19 protein-coding genes and 1 tRNA gene are annotated in these 19530 nt (G+C 61.7%); 8 read left to right on the plus strand and 12 right to left on the minus strand.

The genetic code is table 11. The features are described from left to right. The first annotated feature begins 28 nt into the window (after positions 1-28). From ACIPHN_RS09405 to ACIPHN_RS09420, 4 genes are read left to right on the plus strand one after another with little or no spacing between them, the layout of a single operon-like run. Positions 29-877 (plus strand): glycosyltransferase family 2 protein, encoded by an 849-nt coding sequence (locus ACIPHN_RS09405; protein WP_400435533.1) that lies wholly within the window; start codon positions 29-31, stop codon positions 875-877. Beyond that, positions 874-2007 (plus strand): glycosyltransferase, encoded by a 1134-nt coding sequence (locus tag ACIPHN_RS09410; protein ID WP_400435534.1) that lies wholly within the window; start codon positions 874-876, stop codon positions 2005-2007. Before ACIPHN_RS09405 ends, ACIPHN_RS09410 begins: the two co-directional genes overlap by 4 nt. Before the next feature lie 2 nt (positions 2008-2009). Beyond that, positions 2010-2804, plus strand: a complete 795-nt coding sequence (locus ACIPHN_RS09415) for a class I SAM-dependent methyltransferase (RefSeq protein WP_400435535.1) — start codon at positions 2010-2012, stop codon at positions 2802-2804. 3 nt (positions 2805-2807) lie between these two features. Further along, a complete protein-coding gene (locus ACIPHN_RS09420) occupies positions 2808-3782 on the plus strand; it encodes a hypothetical protein (RefSeq protein ID WP_400435537.1) in 975 nt (324 codons plus the stop codon). A 49-nt stretch (positions 3783-3831) separates the two neighbouring features. On the opposite strand, the gene trmB is transcribed toward ACIPHN_RS09420, so the two are convergent. The 5 genes from trmB to ACIPHN_RS09445 form a co-directional block, all read right to left on the minus strand. Next, positions 3832-4548, minus strand: coding sequence for a tRNA (guanosine(46)-N7)-methyltransferase TrmB (gene trmB, locus ACIPHN_RS09425; RefSeq protein WP_400435539.1), 717 nt, complete (start codon positions 4546-4548; stop codon positions 3832-3834). Between the two features lie 77 nt (positions 4549-4625). Continuing rightward, a tRNA-Gly gene (locus tag ACIPHN_RS09430) sits at positions 4626-4699 on the minus strand. Positions 4700-4835: 136 nt separating this feature from the next. Next, entirely contained in the window at positions 4836-5003 is a 168-nt protein-coding gene (locus tag ACIPHN_RS09435) for a hypothetical protein (RefSeq protein ID WP_400435541.1), read from the minus strand. Positions 5004-5214: 211 nt separating this feature from the next. Beyond that, positions 5215-5625 carry an alternative ribosome rescue aminoacyl-tRNA hydrolase ArfB gene (gene arfB / locus ACIPHN_RS09440; protein ID WP_400435703.1) on the minus strand — a complete coding sequence of 137 codons (411 nt, stop codon included), beginning with the start codon at positions 5623-5625 and terminating at the stop codon, positions 5215-5217. A 32-nt stretch (positions 5626-5657) separates the two neighbouring features. Next, positions 5658-8573: an HD domain-containing phosphohydrolase gene (locus tag ACIPHN_RS09445; RefSeq protein WP_400435542.1), complete on the minus strand. Its 2916-nt coding sequence runs from the start codon at positions 8571-8573 to the stop codon at positions 5658-5660. A 470-nt stretch (positions 8574-9043) separates the two neighbouring features. Here ACIPHN_RS09445 and ACIPHN_RS09450 point away from each other — a divergent pair, with 470 nt between their 5' ends. Beyond that, positions 9044-9256, plus strand: coding sequence for a cold-shock protein (locus ACIPHN_RS09450; RefSeq protein WP_400435544.1), 213 nt, complete (start codon positions 9044-9046; stop codon positions 9254-9256). Positions 9257-9787: 531 nt separating this feature from the next. Here the strand turns inward: ACIPHN_RS09450 and tkt are convergent. Both tkt and ACIPHN_RS09460 read right to left on the minus strand, forming a co-directional pair. Beyond that, the gene (gene tkt / locus ACIPHN_RS09455; RefSeq protein WP_400435546.1) at positions 9788-11806 is read right to left on the minus strand and encodes a transketolase; all 2019 of its coding nucleotides are present in this window, start codon (positions 11804-11806) and stop codon (positions 9788-9790) included. A 108-nt stretch (positions 11807-11914) separates the two neighbouring features. After that, positions 11915-12799 carry a LysR substrate-binding domain-containing protein gene (locus tag ACIPHN_RS09460; RefSeq protein ID WP_400435547.1) on the minus strand — a complete coding sequence of 295 codons (885 nt, stop codon included), beginning with the start codon at positions 12797-12799 and terminating at the stop codon, positions 11915-11917. Positions 12800-13067: 268 nt separating this feature from the next. On the opposite strand from ACIPHN_RS09460, the gene ACIPHN_RS09465 reads away from it, so the two are divergent. Further along, positions 13068-13817: an SDR family NAD(P)-dependent oxidoreductase gene (locus tag ACIPHN_RS09465; RefSeq protein ID WP_400435548.1), complete on the plus strand. Its 750-nt coding sequence runs from the start codon at positions 13068-13070 to the stop codon at positions 13815-13817. Between the two features lie 72 nt (positions 13818-13889). Beyond that, the gene (locus ACIPHN_RS09470; RefSeq protein ID WP_400435550.1) at positions 13890-14945 is read left to right on the plus strand and encodes a TRAP transporter substrate-binding protein; all 1056 of its coding nucleotides are present in this window, start codon (positions 13890-13892) and stop codon (positions 14943-14945) included. Between the two features lie 89 nt (positions 14946-15034). Here ACIPHN_RS09470 and ACIPHN_RS09475 read toward each other — a convergent pair whose 3' ends face one another. From ACIPHN_RS09475 to ACIPHN_RS09495, 5 genes are all read right to left on the minus strand, one after another. Beyond that, positions 15035-15187, minus strand: coding sequence for a hypothetical protein (locus tag ACIPHN_RS09475; RefSeq protein ID WP_400435551.1), 153 nt, complete (start codon positions 15185-15187; stop codon positions 15035-15037). Between the two features lie 115 nt (positions 15188-15302). After that, positions 15303-15929 (minus strand): trimeric intracellular cation channel family protein, encoded by a 627-nt coding sequence (locus ACIPHN_RS09480; RefSeq protein ID WP_400435553.1) that lies wholly within the window; start codon positions 15927-15929, stop codon positions 15303-15305. 128 nt (positions 15930-16057) lie between these two features. Then, complete coding sequence (locus ACIPHN_RS09485) at positions 16058-16267, minus strand: protamine P1 domain containing protein (RefSeq protein WP_198983876.1); 210 nt, start codon at positions 16265-16267, stop codon at positions 16058-16060. A 164-nt stretch (positions 16268-16431) separates the two neighbouring features. Then, positions 16432-18078 carry a methyl-accepting chemotaxis protein gene (locus ACIPHN_RS09490; protein ID WP_400435555.1) on the minus strand — a complete coding sequence of 549 codons (1647 nt, stop codon included), beginning with the start codon at positions 18076-18078 and terminating at the stop codon, positions 16432-16434. Positions 18079-18368: 290 nt separating this feature from the next. Continuing rightward, entirely contained in the window at positions 18369-18950 is a 582-nt protein-coding gene (locus ACIPHN_RS09495; RefSeq protein ID WP_400435556.1) for an attG domain containing protein, read from the minus strand. Between the two features lie 173 nt (positions 18951-19123). Here ACIPHN_RS09495 and ACIPHN_RS09500 point away from each other — a divergent pair, with 173 nt between their 5' ends. Next, positions 19124-19528, plus strand: a complete 405-nt coding sequence (locus ACIPHN_RS09500; RefSeq protein ID WP_400435558.1) for a nucleotide pyrophosphohydrolase — start codon at positions 19124-19126, stop codon at positions 19526-19528. Positions 19529-19530 lie beyond the last annotated feature (2 nt).

Genomic DNA, 19530 nt, shown 5'->3' on the forward strand with positions numbered 1-19530 from the left:
CCCGACTCGTGGTCGAGGAGGCCTGGCAATGAGTGTCTATGTAATCGTACCCGTCTTCAACCGGCTGGCGATGACACAAGGGCTGGTGACTTGTCTGCGCGCACAGGTCGTCGACGAAGACTTGCAGCTGATTGTGGTCGATGATGGCTCTACTGATGGCACAGGGAAATGGCTTGACGAGCAGAAAGATATCGACGTGTTACGTGGCGATGGAAGTTTGTTCTGGGGCGGTGCCGTCGACCTGGCGTTTCGCTCTTTGCAGAGCCGTGCCGGTAAGGATGACTGGGTGCTGCTCATGAACAACGATACGGCAGTTGCTCCGAATTTCGTCATGGCGCTGTTGCGTGCTGCGCGTAACAATGCACCGGCAGCCGTCGGTAGTATTGTGCGTGATGAAGTGGCGCCGCATCGCCTCTTGTCGCTGGGAGCCAAGGTCAATGCCTGGCGATTCCTGACGAGCGACCTGCAACCCGCCGCTAACGCGCTGGCGCAGGATCAACCATTGCCGGTCGATGTGCTTTCGGGGCGCGGTGTCCTGTTCCCATGGGCGGGTCTGGTTGCCGCTGGGGGAATGCGTCCGCGGCGCTTGCCGCATTACTTTGCGGACTATGAGGTATCACTGCGTGTGCGACGGAAAGGGTGGCGGCTCTTGGTTGCGCCCGACGCTGCGGTGCTTTCGGCCGATGAATACGGCAGTGCCCGTGTCTTCGGATCGTTGCGGGAGAAATTGTGCTCGATACGTTCTCCAGCCTACCTTCCGGCGTTGGCCACCTTCTGGTGGGAAGCGAGCAACTGGCCGCAACGTCTTACGATGCCATTGCGCATATGTGCATTTACACTTTTCCCAGGTTTGCGAAAGCGGACATCGAAAAAATGAAGATTGTCATTGTTGACACCTACTATCCGGCCTTCCTGGCGCGGATCTACGAGAAGCAGCCGGCCCTGGCGCAAGCTTCCTACGACCAGCAACTCAAGGCGTTGATCGATACCGGCTTCGGTACATCTGATTTCTACAGTCGACATCTCAACGAACTGGGCTGCGAAGCCAGCGATCTGGTGGTCAATTGCGTACCGTTGCAGCAAGGCTGGGCACAGGAACATCAGGTGCCATTCTCCTCCTGGACCCTTCGCATTCCACACCGGCTGGCGCGTTTGCCGCTGCTCGGACATGCGCTGCGTCGCTTGCCCGGGCTGCGAGACGTCGCTGTTGCCCAGATTGAAGCGATACGTCCTGATGTGGTCTATTGCCAGGATCTGTCTTTCTTCTCCCCCGAAGCCTTGGCCCATCTGCGGCGCTATACGCGACTTGTGGTGGGACAGATCGCCTGCCCGCTGCCACCAGATTCCTTTGTCAAAGGCTATGATCTGATCTTGACTTCGTTCCCGCATTTCGTGCCGCGCTTCCACGATATGGGGATCGCCAGCGAGTACTTCCGGATCGGCTTTGATACTCGCATCCTGGAGATGCTGGGTAACCAGCCCAAGGATGTGGATGCGAGCTTCGTGGGCGGAATCAGTCGCCATCATGGCAAGGCCATTCCAGTGCTCGAATATCTGGCACGCAATACACCGATCGAGTTTTTTGGGTATGGCGCTGCAAGCCTGGATGCGTCTTCGCCGATCAAGGCAAGGCACCATGGGGAGGTATGGGGGATGGATATGTATCGTGCCCTGGCACGTAGTCGTATCACGCTCAATCGCCATATCAACGTCGCTGAAAACAATGCCAACAACATGCGCTTGTACGAGGCGACGGGTGTTGGATCTCTGCTGCTGACGGATCGCAAGGACAACCTTGGCGAAATTTTCGAGGTCGGCCGCGAGGTGGTGGCCTATTCGAGCGCTGAAGAGGCGGCCGAGCTGATTCGCTATTACCTCGCCCATCCGGAAGAAGCGCAGGAAATCGCGCGTGCCGGACAGGCCAGGACCTTGAAGGAGCATACCTATCGCCACCGCATGGAGGAGCTTGTCCCAATCCTGCATAAGTACCTGGACGCGAAGGTTTGATCGTGGACATTCCATTGTCTTTGCTTAAGCACTGTCGCCAGATAAAAAGCGCAGCACACAGGCTGCTTTCAAGGCTTGGACTCGTTCGTGATGTGTCTGCGCACTACGTTCGCATCGATGGGGGCGCCGCGCTCAGCGAATCCGCACGGCTTCGTGGGGCCTGGCAGTCAGAACTGCTGCCTGCGAGGCAGCGTGAACTGGTTGATCGGCAACTGCTTTCTTACCGGGATGGTGTAGCGGTTGAGGTATTCGATGTACTTGTTGACGCCTTGCGCGCGCTTCCTGAAAACCCGGCCGGCAAGACACTGCTGGAGATTGGTTGTTCGAGTGGATTTTATTCCGAGGTGCTGGAAATTGCGGGGATCGGCGTTCGTTATAGCGGCTGCGATTATTCCACCCCCTTCATTGAACTAGCGCAGAAGATCTACCCCGCGATGCGCTTCTCCGTGGAAGATGCAACGTCCCTGCGTCAAGCGGACGGTGAATTTGATATCGTGTTGTCGGGTTGCTGCCTACTGCACATTCCCGAGTATGGCAAAGCAGTGCTGGAAACAGCGCGAGTCTGCACGGGTTACGCGATCTTCCATCGTACGCCCGTGGTGCTGGACCAGCCGGATGTCTACTATCGCAAGCAGGCCTATGGCGTCGAGACAGTCGAGATCCATTTCAACGAACAACAATTCCTTGGCTTGCTGGAAGACAGTGGTCTGCGGCTTATCGCTACATACACCTTGAGCGAGTCAATTCGGGAGGGCAAACGCGAAGCTACCCGAACATATGTTTGCCAAAAAAAGTAATCTATGGACAAGAAATATTTTTGCACGTTATTTGATAGCGGCTATCTGTACAAGGGCGTAGCGATGCTGCGCTCGCTCAAGGCGCATTGCCCGCAAGCCCATGTCCACGTCCTGTGCATGGACGAGAAGGCTCGAAGCATCCTGACAGCGTTGGCGTTGCCGGATGTATCCCTGTTATCGCTATCAGAAATCGAAGACGAAGAACTGCTCAAGGCCAAGGCTGATCGTGGTGTGGCAGAGTACTGCTGGACCCTCTCGCCTTGCCTGCCATCGTACGTAATGGCGCAACATCCGCAGATCGATTTCATGACCTATCTGGATGCGGATCTGTTGTTCTATTCGCCTGTTCAGCCATTGTTCGATGAAATTGGCGATGCCTCGGTTGCCATCATTGAGCACAGGTTTACACCACGCTTGATGGACCGTATCGTCAATGGTCGATTCTGCGTCGAGTGGGTCAGCTTCCGTCGGGACGAGCAAGGCATGGCGTGCCTCAAGCGTTGGCGTGAGCAATGTATTGAATGGTGCTATTACCGAGTCGAGGAAGGTCGGATGGGTGACCAGAAGTATCTGGACGAATGGCCAGAGAGGTACTCCCAATGCCACATTCTGATGCATCCTGGGGCAGGCATTGCCCCGTGGAACTACGCACAGTATCGTTTTGGTCGAGATAAGGATGGCATTCTGACGGTCCAGGATAGTCCGCTGATCTTCTATCACTTCCACCAGTTCCAGTTGCTGGACAATGGTCGGTTCGACCGCCTCTCACATTTTTACACCTCGGAGTGTCGCGAACCGGGGGCGCTCTATGCCGTCTACGAGCAGCAGCTACGAGGAATCGTGCAGGAAGTCGCCGCCATCGATTCGGCTTTCAAGGCCGGCATGAAGCCTGCTTCCAAGGTCCTCGGCCGTCGTCTCATCCAGCGTTTCGTGCCGATGTGGATCAAGGATATTGCGCGGAAATTTATTCGCTACTGAGCAAGCCGGGCGGCAGATTCTTGATCGTGCCGTTCCCGTCGAGTGCCGTTCAGATCTTCTCGAACACCAGGTCCCACACCCCATGCCCCAGGCGCAAGCCGCGGTTCTCGAACTTGGTGGTATTGCGGTACTCGGGGCGCGGCACGTAGCCGGACGGATCGGTGGCGGTGTTCTTCAGCGTCGGCTCGGCCGAGAGCACTTCCAGCATCTGGATCGCATATTCCTCCCAGTCGGTGGCGCAGTGGATGTAGCCACCCGGCGCCAGGCGCGAGCTGATCAGTTGCACCAGCGGTCCCTGGATCAGGCGACGCTTGTTGTGGCGCGCCTTGTGCCACGGATCGGGGAAGAACACATGCACGCCGGCCAGCGTATCGGGGGCGATCATGTTGGTCAGCACTTCGACGGCGTCGTGCTGGATGATGCGCACGTTCTCGAGATTGCCCTCACCGATCAGTTTCAGGTAGCTGCCCACGCCGGGAGTGTGGACTTCCACGCCGATGAAGTTCTTCTCCGGCATCAGCGCGGAGATCCTGGCACTGGTCTCGCCCATGCCGAAGCCGATTTCCAGCACGGTGGGCGCATGGCGACCGAAGGTGGCATCCAGGTCCAGCGGCGACTTGTCGTAGGGCACCTGGAAGCGCGGGCCCAGTTCGTCCAGGGCACGACCTTGCGCCACCGACACGCGCCCGGCGCGGGTAACGAAACTGCGGATGCGACGCTCGCTGGGATCATAGAACAGCGGCTTGCCGGATTTGTTTTCAGACATGGATGACTCGTGAAACGGTGAGATGCAGACCGGGAAGTCGCACCAGGCAAGGCGCGAAGGGCTGCAGATAGGGAAACTGGAGCGGGTGAAGGGGATCGAACCCTCGTCTTAAGCTTGGGAAGCTCCTGCTCTACCATTGAGCTACACCCGCGAAGCCCGCATTTTACGCGGGATTGTACTGCTGGGGCAAACCGGGGGCGGGCCGGAAGGGATGGGTTTAACGTCGTACGTCGCAGCGGGCCTGTCGAATGGGCCAATGGCTCTTTGGCCCATTCCGGTTTCCTGGCTCACTTATCCTTCTCCTCGGCCTCCCGCGCCTTCCTCTGCTTGGCATATTTCTCGGACATCTTGCGCCACTGATTCAATTGCCGGAAATAAGTCCTTTTGATGCTCACTTCCGATAGTGGCTTGATGGCATGGATAGGACTGACAGGGTTGACGCGACGTTCGCTCATGATGCCTGGCTCCTGCTGGAGATATGTTTGTTCGCGGTGATTATCTTACCCTCAGGACTGCCCGGTGTGTCTGTCCTCCAGCCCTCTAGCCCCGGAGGATGAAGAACGCCTTGCTGCATCAATCCGATAATTCTTGCCCGGCATCAACAGGGCCACAGTGGCCGCCAGAATACATCCACGTAAATGGCTCTGAAATGAAGCGCCACCTGGTTCAAGCAGATACCTTCCCGCGCATCGACTTGGTTTCACCACGCTGTTTCTTGCTTTGCAGTCGTCTGCGCTGCGATCCCCGGGTAGGCCGGGTCGGCTTGCGCACGACCGCGATCTGCGCCGCCAGCATCAGCATTTCCTGCAGGCGCTGCATGGCGTCTGCCTTGTTCTTTTCCTGGCTGCGGTGTGCCTGGGCCTTGATGATGACCACCCCCTCCTTGCTGATGCGCTGGTCCCGCAAGGCCAGCAGACGCTCTTTCACGTCATCCGGCAGGGACGAGGCGCGGATATCGAAGCGCAGGTGGACTGCGCTCGATACCTTGTTGACGTTCTGCCCACCGGCGCCTTGCGCGCGGATGGCGGTCAACTCGACCTCGTCGTCGGTGATGATCAGGGGAGAAATGGTGGCGATCCAGTTGGGTAAAGCGCTATTTTAACGGCTGCTCACGCCGTCACGAGCAAGGCCTCGATCGCGGGGATATCGATATCGTCCCGCTGCTCAGGACGCAGCAATTCATCGGCATAGACCTGCCACAAGCGACTACGCAGGAAGTAACGGAACAACTCGGTATCGAGGTGTTGTTCGCCGCACATGCGGGCCATGATGCGCAGCGATTCGGAGAGTGTCTTGGCCGGCTTGTAGGGACGGTCCGCTGCGGTCAGCGCTTCGAACACATCGGCCAATGCCATCACACGGTCCTGCAACGGCAGGGTGCTGGCCTTGAGGCGGCGTGGGTAACCGCTGCCATCCATCTTCTCGTGATGGTTGGCGGCCGTGTCGGGCACGCTTTGCAGCGACTCGGGCCAGGGCAGGCTCTTCAACATCACCAGCGTCTGCACGATGTGGTTGTTGATGGCAAAGCGGTCTTCGGGTGTCAGGGTGCCGCGCCGTATCGTCAGGTTGTGCAATTCGCCCATGTTCTGCCGATAGCGCGGCAATACCATGTCGAAGCCCAGGGTGTTGCGCGGATTGTCGCGTTCTACCGGTGGGCGATGCTCGTCGTCCCAGTCGACGACGTGTTCGGGGCGGTCGGCCAGCAGCGCTTCGGTGGCCGGCAGCGCCGAAGCGGGTTGGCCAGCGCGTGCGACCGACAGGCGCCGCGCCTCTTCCACGGCCAGGCCCAGGCTGTCGTCGAAGTGGCGTTGCCAGGTCTGCGTGGCGATCTGGCGCAGCCTTGCGATGGCTTCCTCCGACATGGTCTCGCCGCCGACATTGCATTGCGCGACAAAGGCGAAGTCTTCGCGCAGGCGCTCGCGTTGCGCATCGAGGCGGTCGCGTAACTGACGCTCCTGCTCCGGCGGCAAGCCGGCCGGGAATTGTCGCAGCAGCTCCAGCTCGGCGTCACGCCAGAGGACTTCGAAGCGCATCCGCACTTCGTGGATGCGATTGTGGATCACCTCCAGCTTGGTCGCCTTGTCGACGATGTGTTCGGGGCTGGTGACCTTGCCGCAGTCATGCAGCAGGGCGGCCAGCTGGAACGCGTAACGCTCGTCCTCGGTCAGGCGGAAGCTGGCATAGGGGCCTTCCTGCTCTTCGGCCAGGCGCTCGACCAGCAGGGTGGCCAGTCGCGGCACCCGTTCGCAGTGGCCACCGGTATAGGGACTCTTGGCATCGATGGCGTCGGCCATGAGGCGGATCAGCGATTCCAGCAGGTTTTTTTGTGCGGCGATCAGCTGGCGCGTTTCGATGGCCACGGCCAGCATGCCGGAGAGGCGCCGCGCAAAGGCCAGGAAGCGAGGGTCGTGATGGGCGCTGTCGTCGGCGGGCAGCAGCACCAGCAATCCCTCCAGCGAGCCGTTGCGCCCGCGCAGATCCAGTGCCACGCGCCGCTGCTCATCGGCGGCTACAGGTGCATCGGGCGGTGTCACCCGCTGCAGGTCGTAGGGCATGGTGTCGCCCAGGGCATCCTGCAAGCCATAGCGCGCGGCACGCTGCATCTGCTGCGATTCGCGTTGCCACAGGTAGACGGCGCCGCCTTCGCAGTGGGTGGCCTGAACGAACTTTTCCAGAACCTGTTGCAGCATCCGCTCGACGTGAGTCTCGGTACTGAGGATGGCGCTGATATCGAGGAAGGCTTCGACCGTCAGGCTGACACTGCCCACCATCTCGGTGAGCATGTTGACCTCGCGCAGCGCGCTGCGCGACGTTCCCATATTGCGGAAGTCGAAGCGCGACATGCGCCGGGCCTGCAGCGCCAGGCCTTCCATGCTGCGACCGATGGCGTGGCCGGCCCACCAGCCCAGCGGCAGAAAGGCAATCACCAGGATGATGGCGATGAGTACCATGGTCTTGCGATTGCGTTCCAGCTGACCCAGCAATTCGTCACCGGGCGCGGCGATCAGCAGGTGCAAGGCATGGCCGCTGATGACGTCGAAGGGCAACGACAATCCCAGCCACTCCTGCCCACTGGCCCGATACAGCGCGCTGGGGGCGCCTTCGCGGGCGCGTGCCGCCAGCAGCGTCAGGGCGGGAACATCCAGTTCGCGCAAACTGCGGAAATCGAAATTGTCACCGTCCTGCACCAGCACCCGGCTCATGTCGCTATAGGCGATCACCTTGCCTGTATCGTCGACCAGGGCCAGCTCGCTGTGCGGGGTCAGGCGCAGGTTGCCCAGGTTGGTGGCCAGGTCGTCGAGCGTCATGTCGATGGCCACGACCGCGTCGCTGGCGCGCGCCCGTTGCGACAGGCTGATGCCGATCTGTCGCGTGGTGAAGAAGACATAGGGCGCGGAGATGCTGGGATCGATCGAGCGATTCGCCGAGGCATACCAGGGGCGCAGGCGGGCATCGAAGTGATAGTCGGGCTGTTCGCGCAATTCCAGCAGCTTCAGGTCGGTGCTGTAGAAGCGGTATTGCCCCTCTTGTTGTCCACCGGGTGTGCCTGTGATGGTTTGCACCAGGAAGGCACTGCCTTCCGGTGCGGCAAAGAAGCGGCGCTGTTGCGGTCCGCGCAGTGAGCGTACCAGCAGGAAGTCGCCATTGGCATATCCCACGTAGACGGCCGAGACCAGCGGATTGGCGACCAGGTCGGCCGAGAAGGCGCCGAAGCGGGCCAGCCGTTCATCCAGGTGCGTGGCCTGGGTGATCGGATCGAAGGCCAGCTGGCGCAGCGTCGCCACGGCAGGATCGATGATGCGGCGCGAGCGCTCGGTCATGATGCGGCCCGAATCCTGTGCCGAACGTTCGGCCATGTCGAGCAGGATCTGTCGCGCGCCCCACCAGCCTACCGAGACCAGCACCGCGGCCAGCAGGACCATCCCCGCCACGACCAGTCCCGAGATGCCAAGACGTACCGGCAGGCCAGGTACATGAGAGTCCTCTGTCGAGCGCGCGGAGCGCAAGCGTCTGAAGAAGGGCATTGAATACGCAGGGGCAGGGTGGCATGCAGCAGGAATCCGGGAGCCGGTTTGCAGTGGAACCGATAGGCGCAAGCGGGGCACGGCGTTTTTTTTCTTGCGTTCAATATACCGGAATTACGTGGGGCTGGCCCAAACCGGTTAAGCCGGTTGGCTCGACAGCATCACCCGCAACGGGCGCATGCCCGATCCTGTGGCGCCAGGCCTGGCATGCCGGCAAGGGGAAGGGGGAGGCTGATTTGTCGAAAAACCACACAAATAACAACAGCTGAGAACAATTTGTCAAATCCTGTGTATAATCCGTTCAGTACTTGCATCAAGTTGCATTCTTGTTGGTTCCAATTCCGCCTGACTGTTGTTCCCTCCTCGGTCGTTCTGTTTTCTTTCCTTCGGTTTCAGTTCTTGGTTTCAAGTGCCTTCAGGCATATCGCCTCAACACGTTTCAACGTTTTAATGTTTCAAAGGAAAAAGACATGAGCACCCAAACCGGCGTAGTCAAGTGGTTCAACGATGCCAAGGGCTTCGGCTTCATCAAGCCTGATGCAGGTGGCGACGATCTGTTCGCCCACTTCCAGGATATCCAGTCCACTGGTTTCCGCAGCCTGGCCGAAAACCAGCGCGTGTCCTTCGAGATCGGTACCGGTCCCAAGGGCGCCAAGGCGACCAACATCAAGGTCATCGCCTAAGCAGGTCGAGGACTTTCGTCCAGAACATCCCCGCTGCCGAGCTTCTGTGCCAACGGATTTCCATACGTTCCGCAGGCCAGACCGGCAGCCCTCGCGGCATCACCGTCGTTGATGAAACACGTTCTCGTCAGGCCGTCATCTTGCAGATAGCAAGGGCCGGCCACTGGTCGGGATCGTGGTGATGCCAGCCCCTCGCGCCGCTTTGGCGGCGCAGGGCGCGGAAGGCGGGCAAGCGTCACGTGTGGCCGTGCAGATAGCGCGGGCATGTGACAAGGTTTCGCCGCCGCTCACGGGTACGTCCCGTGGGGCAAATAGTTAATTAATCGTTCGTGAGCAAGGGCGTCCGCGCGACTGTCCTCTCCATGCAAGAACGAACAACTGAATATCGATGGCACCGGCCAGATAGGCCGGGCACGTCAACGCCGTGGCACCCTGCAGATAGCCGGGGCCGAGGCTAATCCAGCATTAATCAATGAACGGCTCACCTGGTTCCAGGTGGGCCTTTTGCTTTTGTGGCACGCGATTTTTATATCATTTGGCCGGATCGCCGGAGAGCAGTCGCTGCGCCTCGGCCACCACGGCATCTGCCGTGATATTGAAATGGCGATACAGCACATCGGCCGGCCCAGGTGCGCCAAAGCCCTGCATACCGACGAAGCCGCCACGGTGACCCAGGTAGCGGTCCCAGCCGAAGCGTACGGCCGCTTCCACACCCACGCGTACCGTCCCCACACCGAGCACTGCATCCCGATAACCGGCGTCCTGCTGGTCGAACAGTTCCCAGCACGGTAGCGACACCACGGCCGTACCGATGCCCAGGGCTTCCAGTTGCGTACGCGCCGCGCAGGCGATGGCGACTTCCGAGCCGGTAGCCAGCAGCGTCACCGAACGCGTCGCGCATTGCGCTTCCTGCAGCACATAGGCACCGCGCGCACTGCGGTTGTCTGCCTCGAAGCCCTGGCGCAGCGATGGCAGCGCTTGCCGCGCAAACACCATCGAGACCGGTCCACGGCGATGTTGCATGGCGACCTCCCAGCATTCCACCGCCTCGCTGGCATCAGCCGGGCGCATCACCAGCATGTTGGGCATGGCGCGCAGCGAGGCCAGGATTTCCACCGGCTGGTGCGTCGGCCCATTCTTGCCGATGCCGATGGAGTCGTGGCTGAAGACATATTTCACCGGCAAGCCCATCAGCGCCGCCATGCGCATGGCCGGGCGTTCGTAGTCCGAGAAGGCGAGATAGGTCACGCTCAGCGGAATGACGCCGCCATGCGCGGCCATACCATTGGCCATGGCGCCCATGAGGTGCTCGCGCACGCCGCAATGGACGTAGGAACCGCCGCGATGCGTGGCCGTGAAGGCCGCCAGCGGCCCCTTGTGCGCGGTCGGCGCTTCCAGGTCGGCGCAGCCGACCATGCGCTCCGGGATCACCTCCGAGAGCAGCTTGTTGATCGCCGCCGAGATCAGGATGCCACCCTGCGCCTGTTCGGGCGTGTGGGCCTGGCGCTTGAATTCAAGCAGGGTCTGTTGCCAGTCCTGCGGCAGCTCGCCGCGCAGGATGCGCTCGAACTCGGCGCGCTGCGCTGCCGGCAGGGCCTGCACACGCGCCTGCCAGTCCTGGTAGGGAGTATCGTTGCGATGGCCGAAGGCACGCCATTGCGAGAGGATCTCGGCAGGTACCTCGAAATGTCCGTGCGGCCATTGCAGCAGGTCGCGCGCGGCCTGTGCATCTTCCTCGTAGAGGCGGGCGCTGTGACCGCCACGCTGGCCCTGCACGCGCGGGATGCCACGGCCGATGATGGTGCGGCAGGCAATCATGGACGGACGGTCTGACTGGCGCGTGGCCTCCAGCGCACGCGAGACCGCATCGATGTCATGGCCATCGACTTCGACCACATGCCAGCCCGCCACACGGAAGCGCTCGGCCACGTTTTCGCTGATGGAGATGTCGGTACTGCCGTCATCGGTGATCTGGTTGTCGTCCCACAGCAGGGTCAGCTTGTCCAGGCGCAGGTGGCCGGCCAGGGAAATCATTTCCTGGCCGATGCCTTCCTGCAGGCAACCGTCGCCCACGAAGGCATAGGTGCGATGGTTGACGATGCCATCGCCGAAGCGGGCATTGAGGTAGGCCTCGGCCACGGCCATGCCGAAGGCATTGGCAATGCCCTGGCCCAGCGGGCCGGTGGTGACTTCGATGCCCAGTTTGGGGTCGAACTCGGGATGGCCGGCGCAGTGCGAGCCGAACTCGCGGAAGCTGCGCACCTGCTCCAGCGTGATGTGTTCGTAGCCGCTCAGGTAGAGCAGGGAGTACAGCAGCATCGAGCCATGGCCATTGGAGAGCACCACGCGATCGCGGTCGAACCAGGTCGGCTCGGCCGGATTGAAGCGCAGGTGGCGGGCATAGAGTGCCGTGGCGATCTCGGCCATGCCCAGCGGCACGCCCTGATGGCCTTCGGTGGCACGCACGATGGCATCGATGGAGAGGAAGCGGATGGCGTGCGCCAGCGGCTGCATGGGATGTTGGTTCATGACAGGAAAGCGCTTGGGCATCCTGCCCGCACGCCGGTCTCCGTTTTCTTATGGTGGAGACTTATTCTTTGCGACAGTCCTGTCATCGGGCAAGCGATGAAAATTCAGCAATGACTGAATCCCCGTCATCTACGCCTGTGGTCCAACACTTTCCTCACGCAACCACTGCAGGAAGCAGATCACCTCCGGGCGCGATTTGTTGCGCGCCGGACAGACCGCGAAGTGTTGCGTGATCTCCAGGTCCATGCCTTCCGCAAACACCGGCTGCAGGCGGCCGCTGGCCAGGTGCTCGGCACCGAAGGCATTGCTTTCGAAGACCACGCCCAGGCCCTGCACGGCGGCTTCGATGCTCATCATGGCGCGGTCGAAGCGTAGCGCGATGCGTTCCGGGCGCAGGTCCGGGGCGTAGCGGGCGAACCACTCCGGCCACTGCAGCAGGCTGCCGCGCGACTGGATCAGCGGCGCCAGCACCAGGTCGTCGGGTGTCTCGATGCGGTGGCGGGCCAGGAAATCCGGACTGGCCATGGGCAGCACCCGCTCCGACAGGACCGGTTCGATCTCCAGGTCGGGCCAGTGCGGCACGCCACAGCGCAGGTCCAGGTCGACCTGGCCGATCTCGAAATCGGAAAACTCCGGCGAGGCCGACAGACCCAGCGCGATGTCGGGATAGCGCTGGGCAAAGCGGCCGATGCGCGGCATCAGCCACAGGCTGGCGAAACTGGGACTGGAGTGGATCTGCAGGGAATTCTCCACGCCGTGGCGCAGATCGTCGGTGGCCGAGTTGATCGCGCCCAGCGCGCCGGCCACGCGGTTCAGGTAGGACTGCCCGGCCGGGGTCAGCTCCACGCCCTTGGTGGAACGCTCGAACAGGCGCAGGCCCAGCAGCTTTTCCAGGCGTGCCACCTGATGGCTGATGGCCGAGGGCGTCAGGTGCAGTTCGGCCGCGGCCAGGTTGAAACTCTTCCTGCGGGCAATCGCTTCAAACGCCATCAGGGAGGTCAGGGGTGGAATCATCGCGTCTCGGTGGTGTCATGTTGTTCTGCTGCGTCACAGCATGCGCTGGCGCGGACTTGCGACCAATTTTATCGCATCGTCACGGCAGATGATGGTTCGTCACATCTCCATGACAAAGCATCACTTGTCGCGCTACAGCGAAAGATCCAAGATCAGCGCCAGAACAACAAGGAGACCATGCCGGCAGCCGCAGCGCTGTCCGGATTTCGCGCGGCCTGCAGGGTCTCCCGTGTTGCTCATTCGAACGCAACTATTTGGAGATGACACAATGCTGCTCAAGGATAAAGTCGCCATCATTACCGGCGGTGCAGGCATCAACGGCCTGGGCTTTTCAACCGCGCGCCTGATGGCCGCACAAGGCGCCCGCGTGGTGATCCTGGATCTGGCACAGGCCGAGCCTGCCGCCGCTGCCGCCCGCCTGGGCGAGGGCCATCTGGGCCTGGTGGCCGATGTCACCGACAAGGCTTCCTGCGAAGCCGCTGCGGCGGCCGTGACCCAGCAGTTCGGTCGCATCGACATCCTGGTCAACAATGCCGGCATCACCCAGCCCGCCAAGTTCCTGGACATCACCGGCCGTGACTACGACCGCATCCTGGATGTGAGCCTGCGCGGCACGCTCTACATGTCGCAGGCGGCATTGCCGGCCATGCGCGCGCAAAAGAGCGGTTCCATCGTCTGCATCTCGTCGGTGTCGGCGCAGCGCGGCGGCGGTATCCTGGGCGGTCCGCACTATTCGGCAGCCAAGGCCGGCGTGCTGGGCCTGGCGCGGGCCATGGCGCGCGAGTTCGGACCGGAAGGCATCCGCGTCAACTGCGTCACGCCGGGCCTGATCTCCACCGACATCAACAAGAACATCCTCAGCGCCGAGAAGAAGGCCGAGATCGCCGAGACCATCCCGCTGGCGCGCCTGGGCGGCCCTGACGACGTGGGTGGCGTGTGCGTCTTCCTGGCCAGCGACCTGTCGCAGTATTGCACCGGCATCACACTGGACGTCAATGGCGGTATGCTGATCCATTAAACTTCAAGCGCCGGCCAACGAAGCCGGCGTTGCCTTATCCGATTCCTATCAGAAGATCACAGGAGACAAGAGATGAAAGACGAGAGCACGAAGAAGGAGATCAAGGGGAGCAAGGGGATCAGCCGTCGCCAGGTCTTGAAGGTGGGCGCTGCCGCGGCGGCACTGCCGCTGTTCTCGATCATGACGCGTCCGGCCAATGCGGCCGAATTCACCTACAAGTTCGCCACCGGCCAGGATCCGTCGCACCCGGTCAACAAGCGCGCGCAGGAAGCCATCGACCGCATCCGCAACGCCACCAACGGACGCATGGAGATCAAGCTGTTCCCGGCCAACCAGCTGGGTTCGGATACCGACCTGATGTCGCAGGTGCGCAATGGCGGCGTGGAATTCTTCAACCAGGCCAATACCGTGCTCTCGACCCTGGTGCCGGCGGCCGGCATCGTCAATACCGGTTTTGCCTTCCACGATTACACGGCGGTATGGAAGGCCATGGACGGACAACTGGGTGCCTATGTGCGCGCGCAGATCGAGAAGGTCGGCCTGCTGACCATGTCCAAGCCCTGGGACAACGGCTTCCGCCAGATCACCACGTCCACCAAGCCGATCAAGAATGCGGCCGATATCAAGGGCCTCAAGCTGCGGGTGCCGGCTGCGCCGATGCTGACCTCGCTGTTCTCGGCCCTGGGTGCCAGCCCCACACCGATCAACTTCAACGAAGTCTATTCCTCGCTGCAGACCAAGCTGGTCGAAGGCCAGGAAAACCCGCTGGCCATCATCAGCACCGCACGCCTGTACGAAGTGCAGAAGTTCTGCACCATGTCCAACCACGTCTGGGATGCCTATTGGATCCTGGGCAACCGTCGTGCCTTCGACAAGCTGCCCAAGGATATCCAGGAAATCGTGCGCCGCGAACTGGACAAGGCCGCCAGCGATGAACGTGCCGATATCGCCTCGTTCTCCGGCTTTGCCCGCAGCGACCTGGCCGGCAAGGGCTTGCAGATCGTCGAACCCGACAAGGACTCTTTCAAGGAAGCGCTGGCCCGCGCCAACTTCTACAAGGACATGCGCGCCAAGTTTGGCGAGGAAGCGTGGAAGCTGCTGGAGGGAAGTGTCGGTGCGCTTGGCTGAGGCCGTGCATCAGCAAGGGTAGGGGAAGCAGGCAGGTACGGGCTGACGGTGCAGGAAACCTCAGCCCGTTTTTTTATGGTATCGGGCGATCAGCGCGGTCCACCGCCGGGACCGCCACCACCCCAGCCACCGCGTTCGCCACCGCCGCCGGGCCCGGGCCCGCAGAACCAGGGGGCGCAGACACAGCCACCCAGCGTGGCCAGCAACATCGCCGTAGCGATGATCGTCATCAGTCGTTTCATGAATGCCTCGTGCAAATAAAAAATAACAAGTCGCAGTGAGGCAGCATTGAACACCGCAGGTTTGCTAAGCGCGGTCAGGCAATTGCAACAAAAGATGTCATGGGCTGAAGCGGCGCTAGTCGAAGCCGCGCACGTGTTCCTTGTCCATGCGCGGCAATTCCCAATGGAAGCGGATGGCCAGCAGGCGTACCGCAAAGCCCGCCAGCAATGCACTGAGGGTGGCGATGCGCGGATCGATCTGCAGATGCAGCATCACCACATACAGGGTGCCGGTGAGCAGCGATACGCTGGCATAGATTTCACGGCGCAGCACCAGCGGGATCTCGTTGCAGAGCACATCGCGCAGCAGGCCACCGAAGACTCCGGTGACCATGCCCAGCATCACCACGATGGCCGGATGGAAGTTGCCGAAGCCGCGCGCGATATCGCAGCCGATGACGGTAAAGGCTACCAGGCCCAGGGCATCGACCACCAGGAAGGCCGACTTGAAGTGATGCAGGGCGCGCGCCGCCACTGCCGCGACGATGGCCGCGCAGATGGTGAAGGCCAGGTATTCGGGATGGGCCACCCAGCCCAGCGGATAGTGGCCGATGAGCAGGTCGCGCACGGTGCCGCCGCCGAGCGCGGCGACAGTGCCGATGAGGCAGATGCCAAAGATATCCATGTCCTTGCGGATGCCCATGAGGGCGCCGGAGATGGCTTCGGCACAGATGGCGATGAGGTAGATGGTATGCAGCAGCATGGAGAAATCCGGGCCAGGCGAAACAAGATCGGAGCAATTCGGGTTGCCCGGATTATGGCACGGCTGCTGCAGGCAAGGCATGACCGGGAGCGCGCTCCCGGCCGGTCACGACGATGCGATGCGGGGCATCAGGCCTTGGTGTCGATCAGGTTGCCGATGGCTTTCACGCCCGAGCTGACGCTGTCGGCCACCGAGTGCGCTGCCGAGGAAACGGCATCGGCGGTGGCATCGTAGGCGCTTTCGATTTCGTCGCCGACTTCGCTGGCGACGTTCTTGATCGGCTGCACGATGGTGTTGTAGAAGCTGCTGTTGCTGGACGAGACGGATGACACGCTCATGATGGACTCCCGGATGTTGAAGTGGATGGCATGCCCTGCTCGTCTGGGCGAGACTGGCATGCGCTCATCATAAGCAAGGGAAGTGTCAGTGCAAAGGTGGCGCGCCGCTATAGACGGGTAAAGTTGTGCAAGTGAATGTAAAGCGGCGCGCGGGGTGCATCAGTTCATTGTGCCAGCATCAGGGTACGTCCCTTGCTGATGCCAGGCGCAGTGGGGGCCGGGGTGGCGCGCGGGCTGCCGTGACCGATCTTGAAGACCGACATGGCCTGGCTCAGTTTCTGTGCCTGGTCGCGCAGGTTTTCTGCGGCAGCGGCTGCCTGCTCCACCAGTGCCGCATTCTGCTGCGTGGTTTCGTCAATGGCGTTGATGGCCTGGTTCAACTGGTCGATGCCGCCACTCTGCTCGTTGCTGGCGACCGTGATCTCGGCCATCGTCACAGCCATGTTTTCCACCGCGCCACCCAGTTCACCCATGGCCTGTGCGGTTTCCTGCACCAGCTGGTTGCCGCTTTCGACCTTGGTGCGGGAGTCATCGATGAGGCTCTTGATATCCTTGGCCGCCGACGCCGAACGCTGCGCCAGCGTGCGCACCTCCGAGGCCACCACGGCAAAGCCGCGCCCCTGTTCGCCCGCGCGCGCGGCTTCGACGGCGGCGTTCAGCGCCAGGATGTTGGTCTGGAAGGAAATGCCATCGATGAGGCCGATGATATCGACGATCTTGTGCGAAGCGGAGTCGATTTCTTCCATGGTCTTGCCCATGCGCTGGACCGCCTGGCTGCCACGCTGGGCGATGGAGGATGCCGATTGCGCCTGGCGGTCGGCATTGGCCGAGGAGTCCGCATTCTGGCGCACGGTGGCGGCGAATTCCTCGATGCTGGAGGCAGTCTCTTCCAGTGCCGAGGCCTGCGATTCGGTGCGTCCGGAGAGGTCCATGTTGCCGCTGGCGATCTCGCCGGTGGAGATGGTCATGGATTCGACGTTGCGCCGCACGTCACCGATGATGGCACGCAGGTTGACATTGAGCTGCTGCAGCGCCTGCAGCAGCAGGCCCATGTCGCCGCGCGCATCGGTGGCGATATGCAGATCCAGGTCGCCGCCGGCCAGGCCGTGCACGGCCTTGATGGCATTCTGCAGGGGCGCCACGATGCTGGCGTGGAGCAGGGCCCAGGAACCCAGCAGGAGCAGCGCGCCGCAGGCTGTACCCAGCCAGACTGCATAGGGGCTGCCACCGGCCTTTTGCACGGCGTTGCCGGCGATGGCGCCACCGAGGATGAACATCAGGGTCAGCAGGCTCATCAGCCAGCCCAGCCGGCGCGCTACCGATAGGTCACGCAGGCCCTGCAGCCAGCCGGTGATTCCGGTGGCGGCCACGGCACCACGATGGATACGCATGCCGCGTGCCTGGCCTGCGACAAAGCGCCGATAGGCGGTGTCTGCGGCCTGCACCTGTTCGCGCGAGGGACGGGTGCGTACCGACATGTAGCCGACGGCGCGACCGTTTTCGCGCACCGGGGTGACGTTGGCTTGCACCCAGTAGTAGTCGCCGTTCTTGCAGCGGTTCTTGACCAGTCCATTCCAGGGCAGGCCGGTCTTGAGCGTGGCCCACATGTCGCCAAAGGCTTCGCGCGGCATCTCGGGATGGCGCACGATGTTCTGTGGCGCGCCCAGCAGTTCGTCCTCGGTGAAGCCGCTGATCTCGATGAAGTAGGGATTGACGTAAGTGATGTTGCCCTGCAGGTCGGTCTTGGAGACGATGGACTTGCCATCCTCCAGCAGGCGTTCATTGGTAGTGATTGGCAGATTCTTGCGCATGCGAGCCCCCGTATATGTTGGGACCGGTGATGCCGGCCCCGCCCCCGTGATCAGGCGATGGCGTTGTTTCCCGAGTTGCCACAACCTGTGTGAATGGCAAGTCATCCTGCGGCTTGCCGTGGATGTCTACATCGGTGAAGAAAAGGCGAAAGGTGCGTGCTCTGGCCAGCGGTCGGGCCAGTCATCCTGGCTGGTAGTGCATACGTCGATCGGAAGCGGGTTGCAAACCACGCCTGCTGGGTCGCGCGGGGTGACGCGCGGAAAATATTGCCGCTGGTTATTGCTGCCGGTTATTGCCGCGGCTGTACCTGGAACAGCACGCCTTGCGGCACCAGCTCCACCGACAGCAACTGGTCGGCCACGACTTCGGTCATGCGTTGTCCGGGATTGTCCAGGGCCACCGAGGTGAGCCGCGTGATCAGCGGCAAGAGCTTGTCTTCGCCGCTGGAGATGAAACTGCGCGCCGCGCTGACGGCACAGACCAGGAATTCCTCGCGCGCGCCAGGCGTCTTGTTGGTCAGCATCACGCCGACGTTGCGCAGCTCTCCCTTCTTGTTGAGGGTGCCGATGAGCGTGGTCTGGGCCGGGCCGACCTTGGTGTCGAGCACGTACTCGTATTGACCGGGATGCAGGCGCTCGGGATCGAGCATGTAAAGACGGGCCATGTGCTCAGGCTCGTCGACATTCATCTCGGTGAGTACCACGCGCAGCCGCTCGTTGAAGCGTGCCGCGAATTGCTTGGGCGTCACACCCAGGGTGGTCTGTGCCGCGTCGTAGTCGGACAGCTGCTTGTCGACCGTGCGATCGCAGGCCCCCAGCAGCACCGGCAGCGTGAGCGCCAGCAGGAGGGGAAGCTTCGCGAGAGAACGCAACGGAGAGCGCAGGAGTGTCATCATGGTCGGCAACATGTCGCAGTTGGTCATCACATTGTGCATCAATCCTCGCATTTGTAACCTGTCCCAGATCAAGCTTGTCGCCAGCCCCCGTGTGGGTTGGTGATAAAGTGGGAACCCGACCACAGATCTGAACCCACTGCTCCATCGCCATGACTGCTTCTCATCCCGCCTCTGATCTCCATGAACTGCGTGAGCTGATTCGCGTTTTTTCCAGCGAGCGTGACTGGCTGCGCTTCCACACGCCCAAGAACCTGGCGATGGCGCTGTCGGTGGAGGTGGCGGAACTGGTGGAGCATTTCCAGTGGCTGCCCACCGGCGCCGATGCCGAACTCGACGACGCCGCCCGCGAGGGCATCCGGCATGAGATGGCCGATGTGCTGGTCTACCTGATCCAGCTGGCCGATCATACCGGCGTGGACCTGCGCAGCGCCGTGCTGGAGAAGATGGAGTTGAATCGCCGCAAGTATCCGGTCGAACTGGCGCGCGGCAATTCTCACAAATACACCGCACTAGCCACTGCACAAGCGCAAAGCGGCAGTGATGGCAAGAACTGACA

It is taken from the genome of Herbaspirillum sp. NPDC087042, from assembly GCF_044745245.1.
Taxonomy (GTDB): domain Bacteria; phylum Pseudomonadota; class Gammaproteobacteria; order Burkholderiales; family Burkholderiaceae_D; genus Herbaspirillum.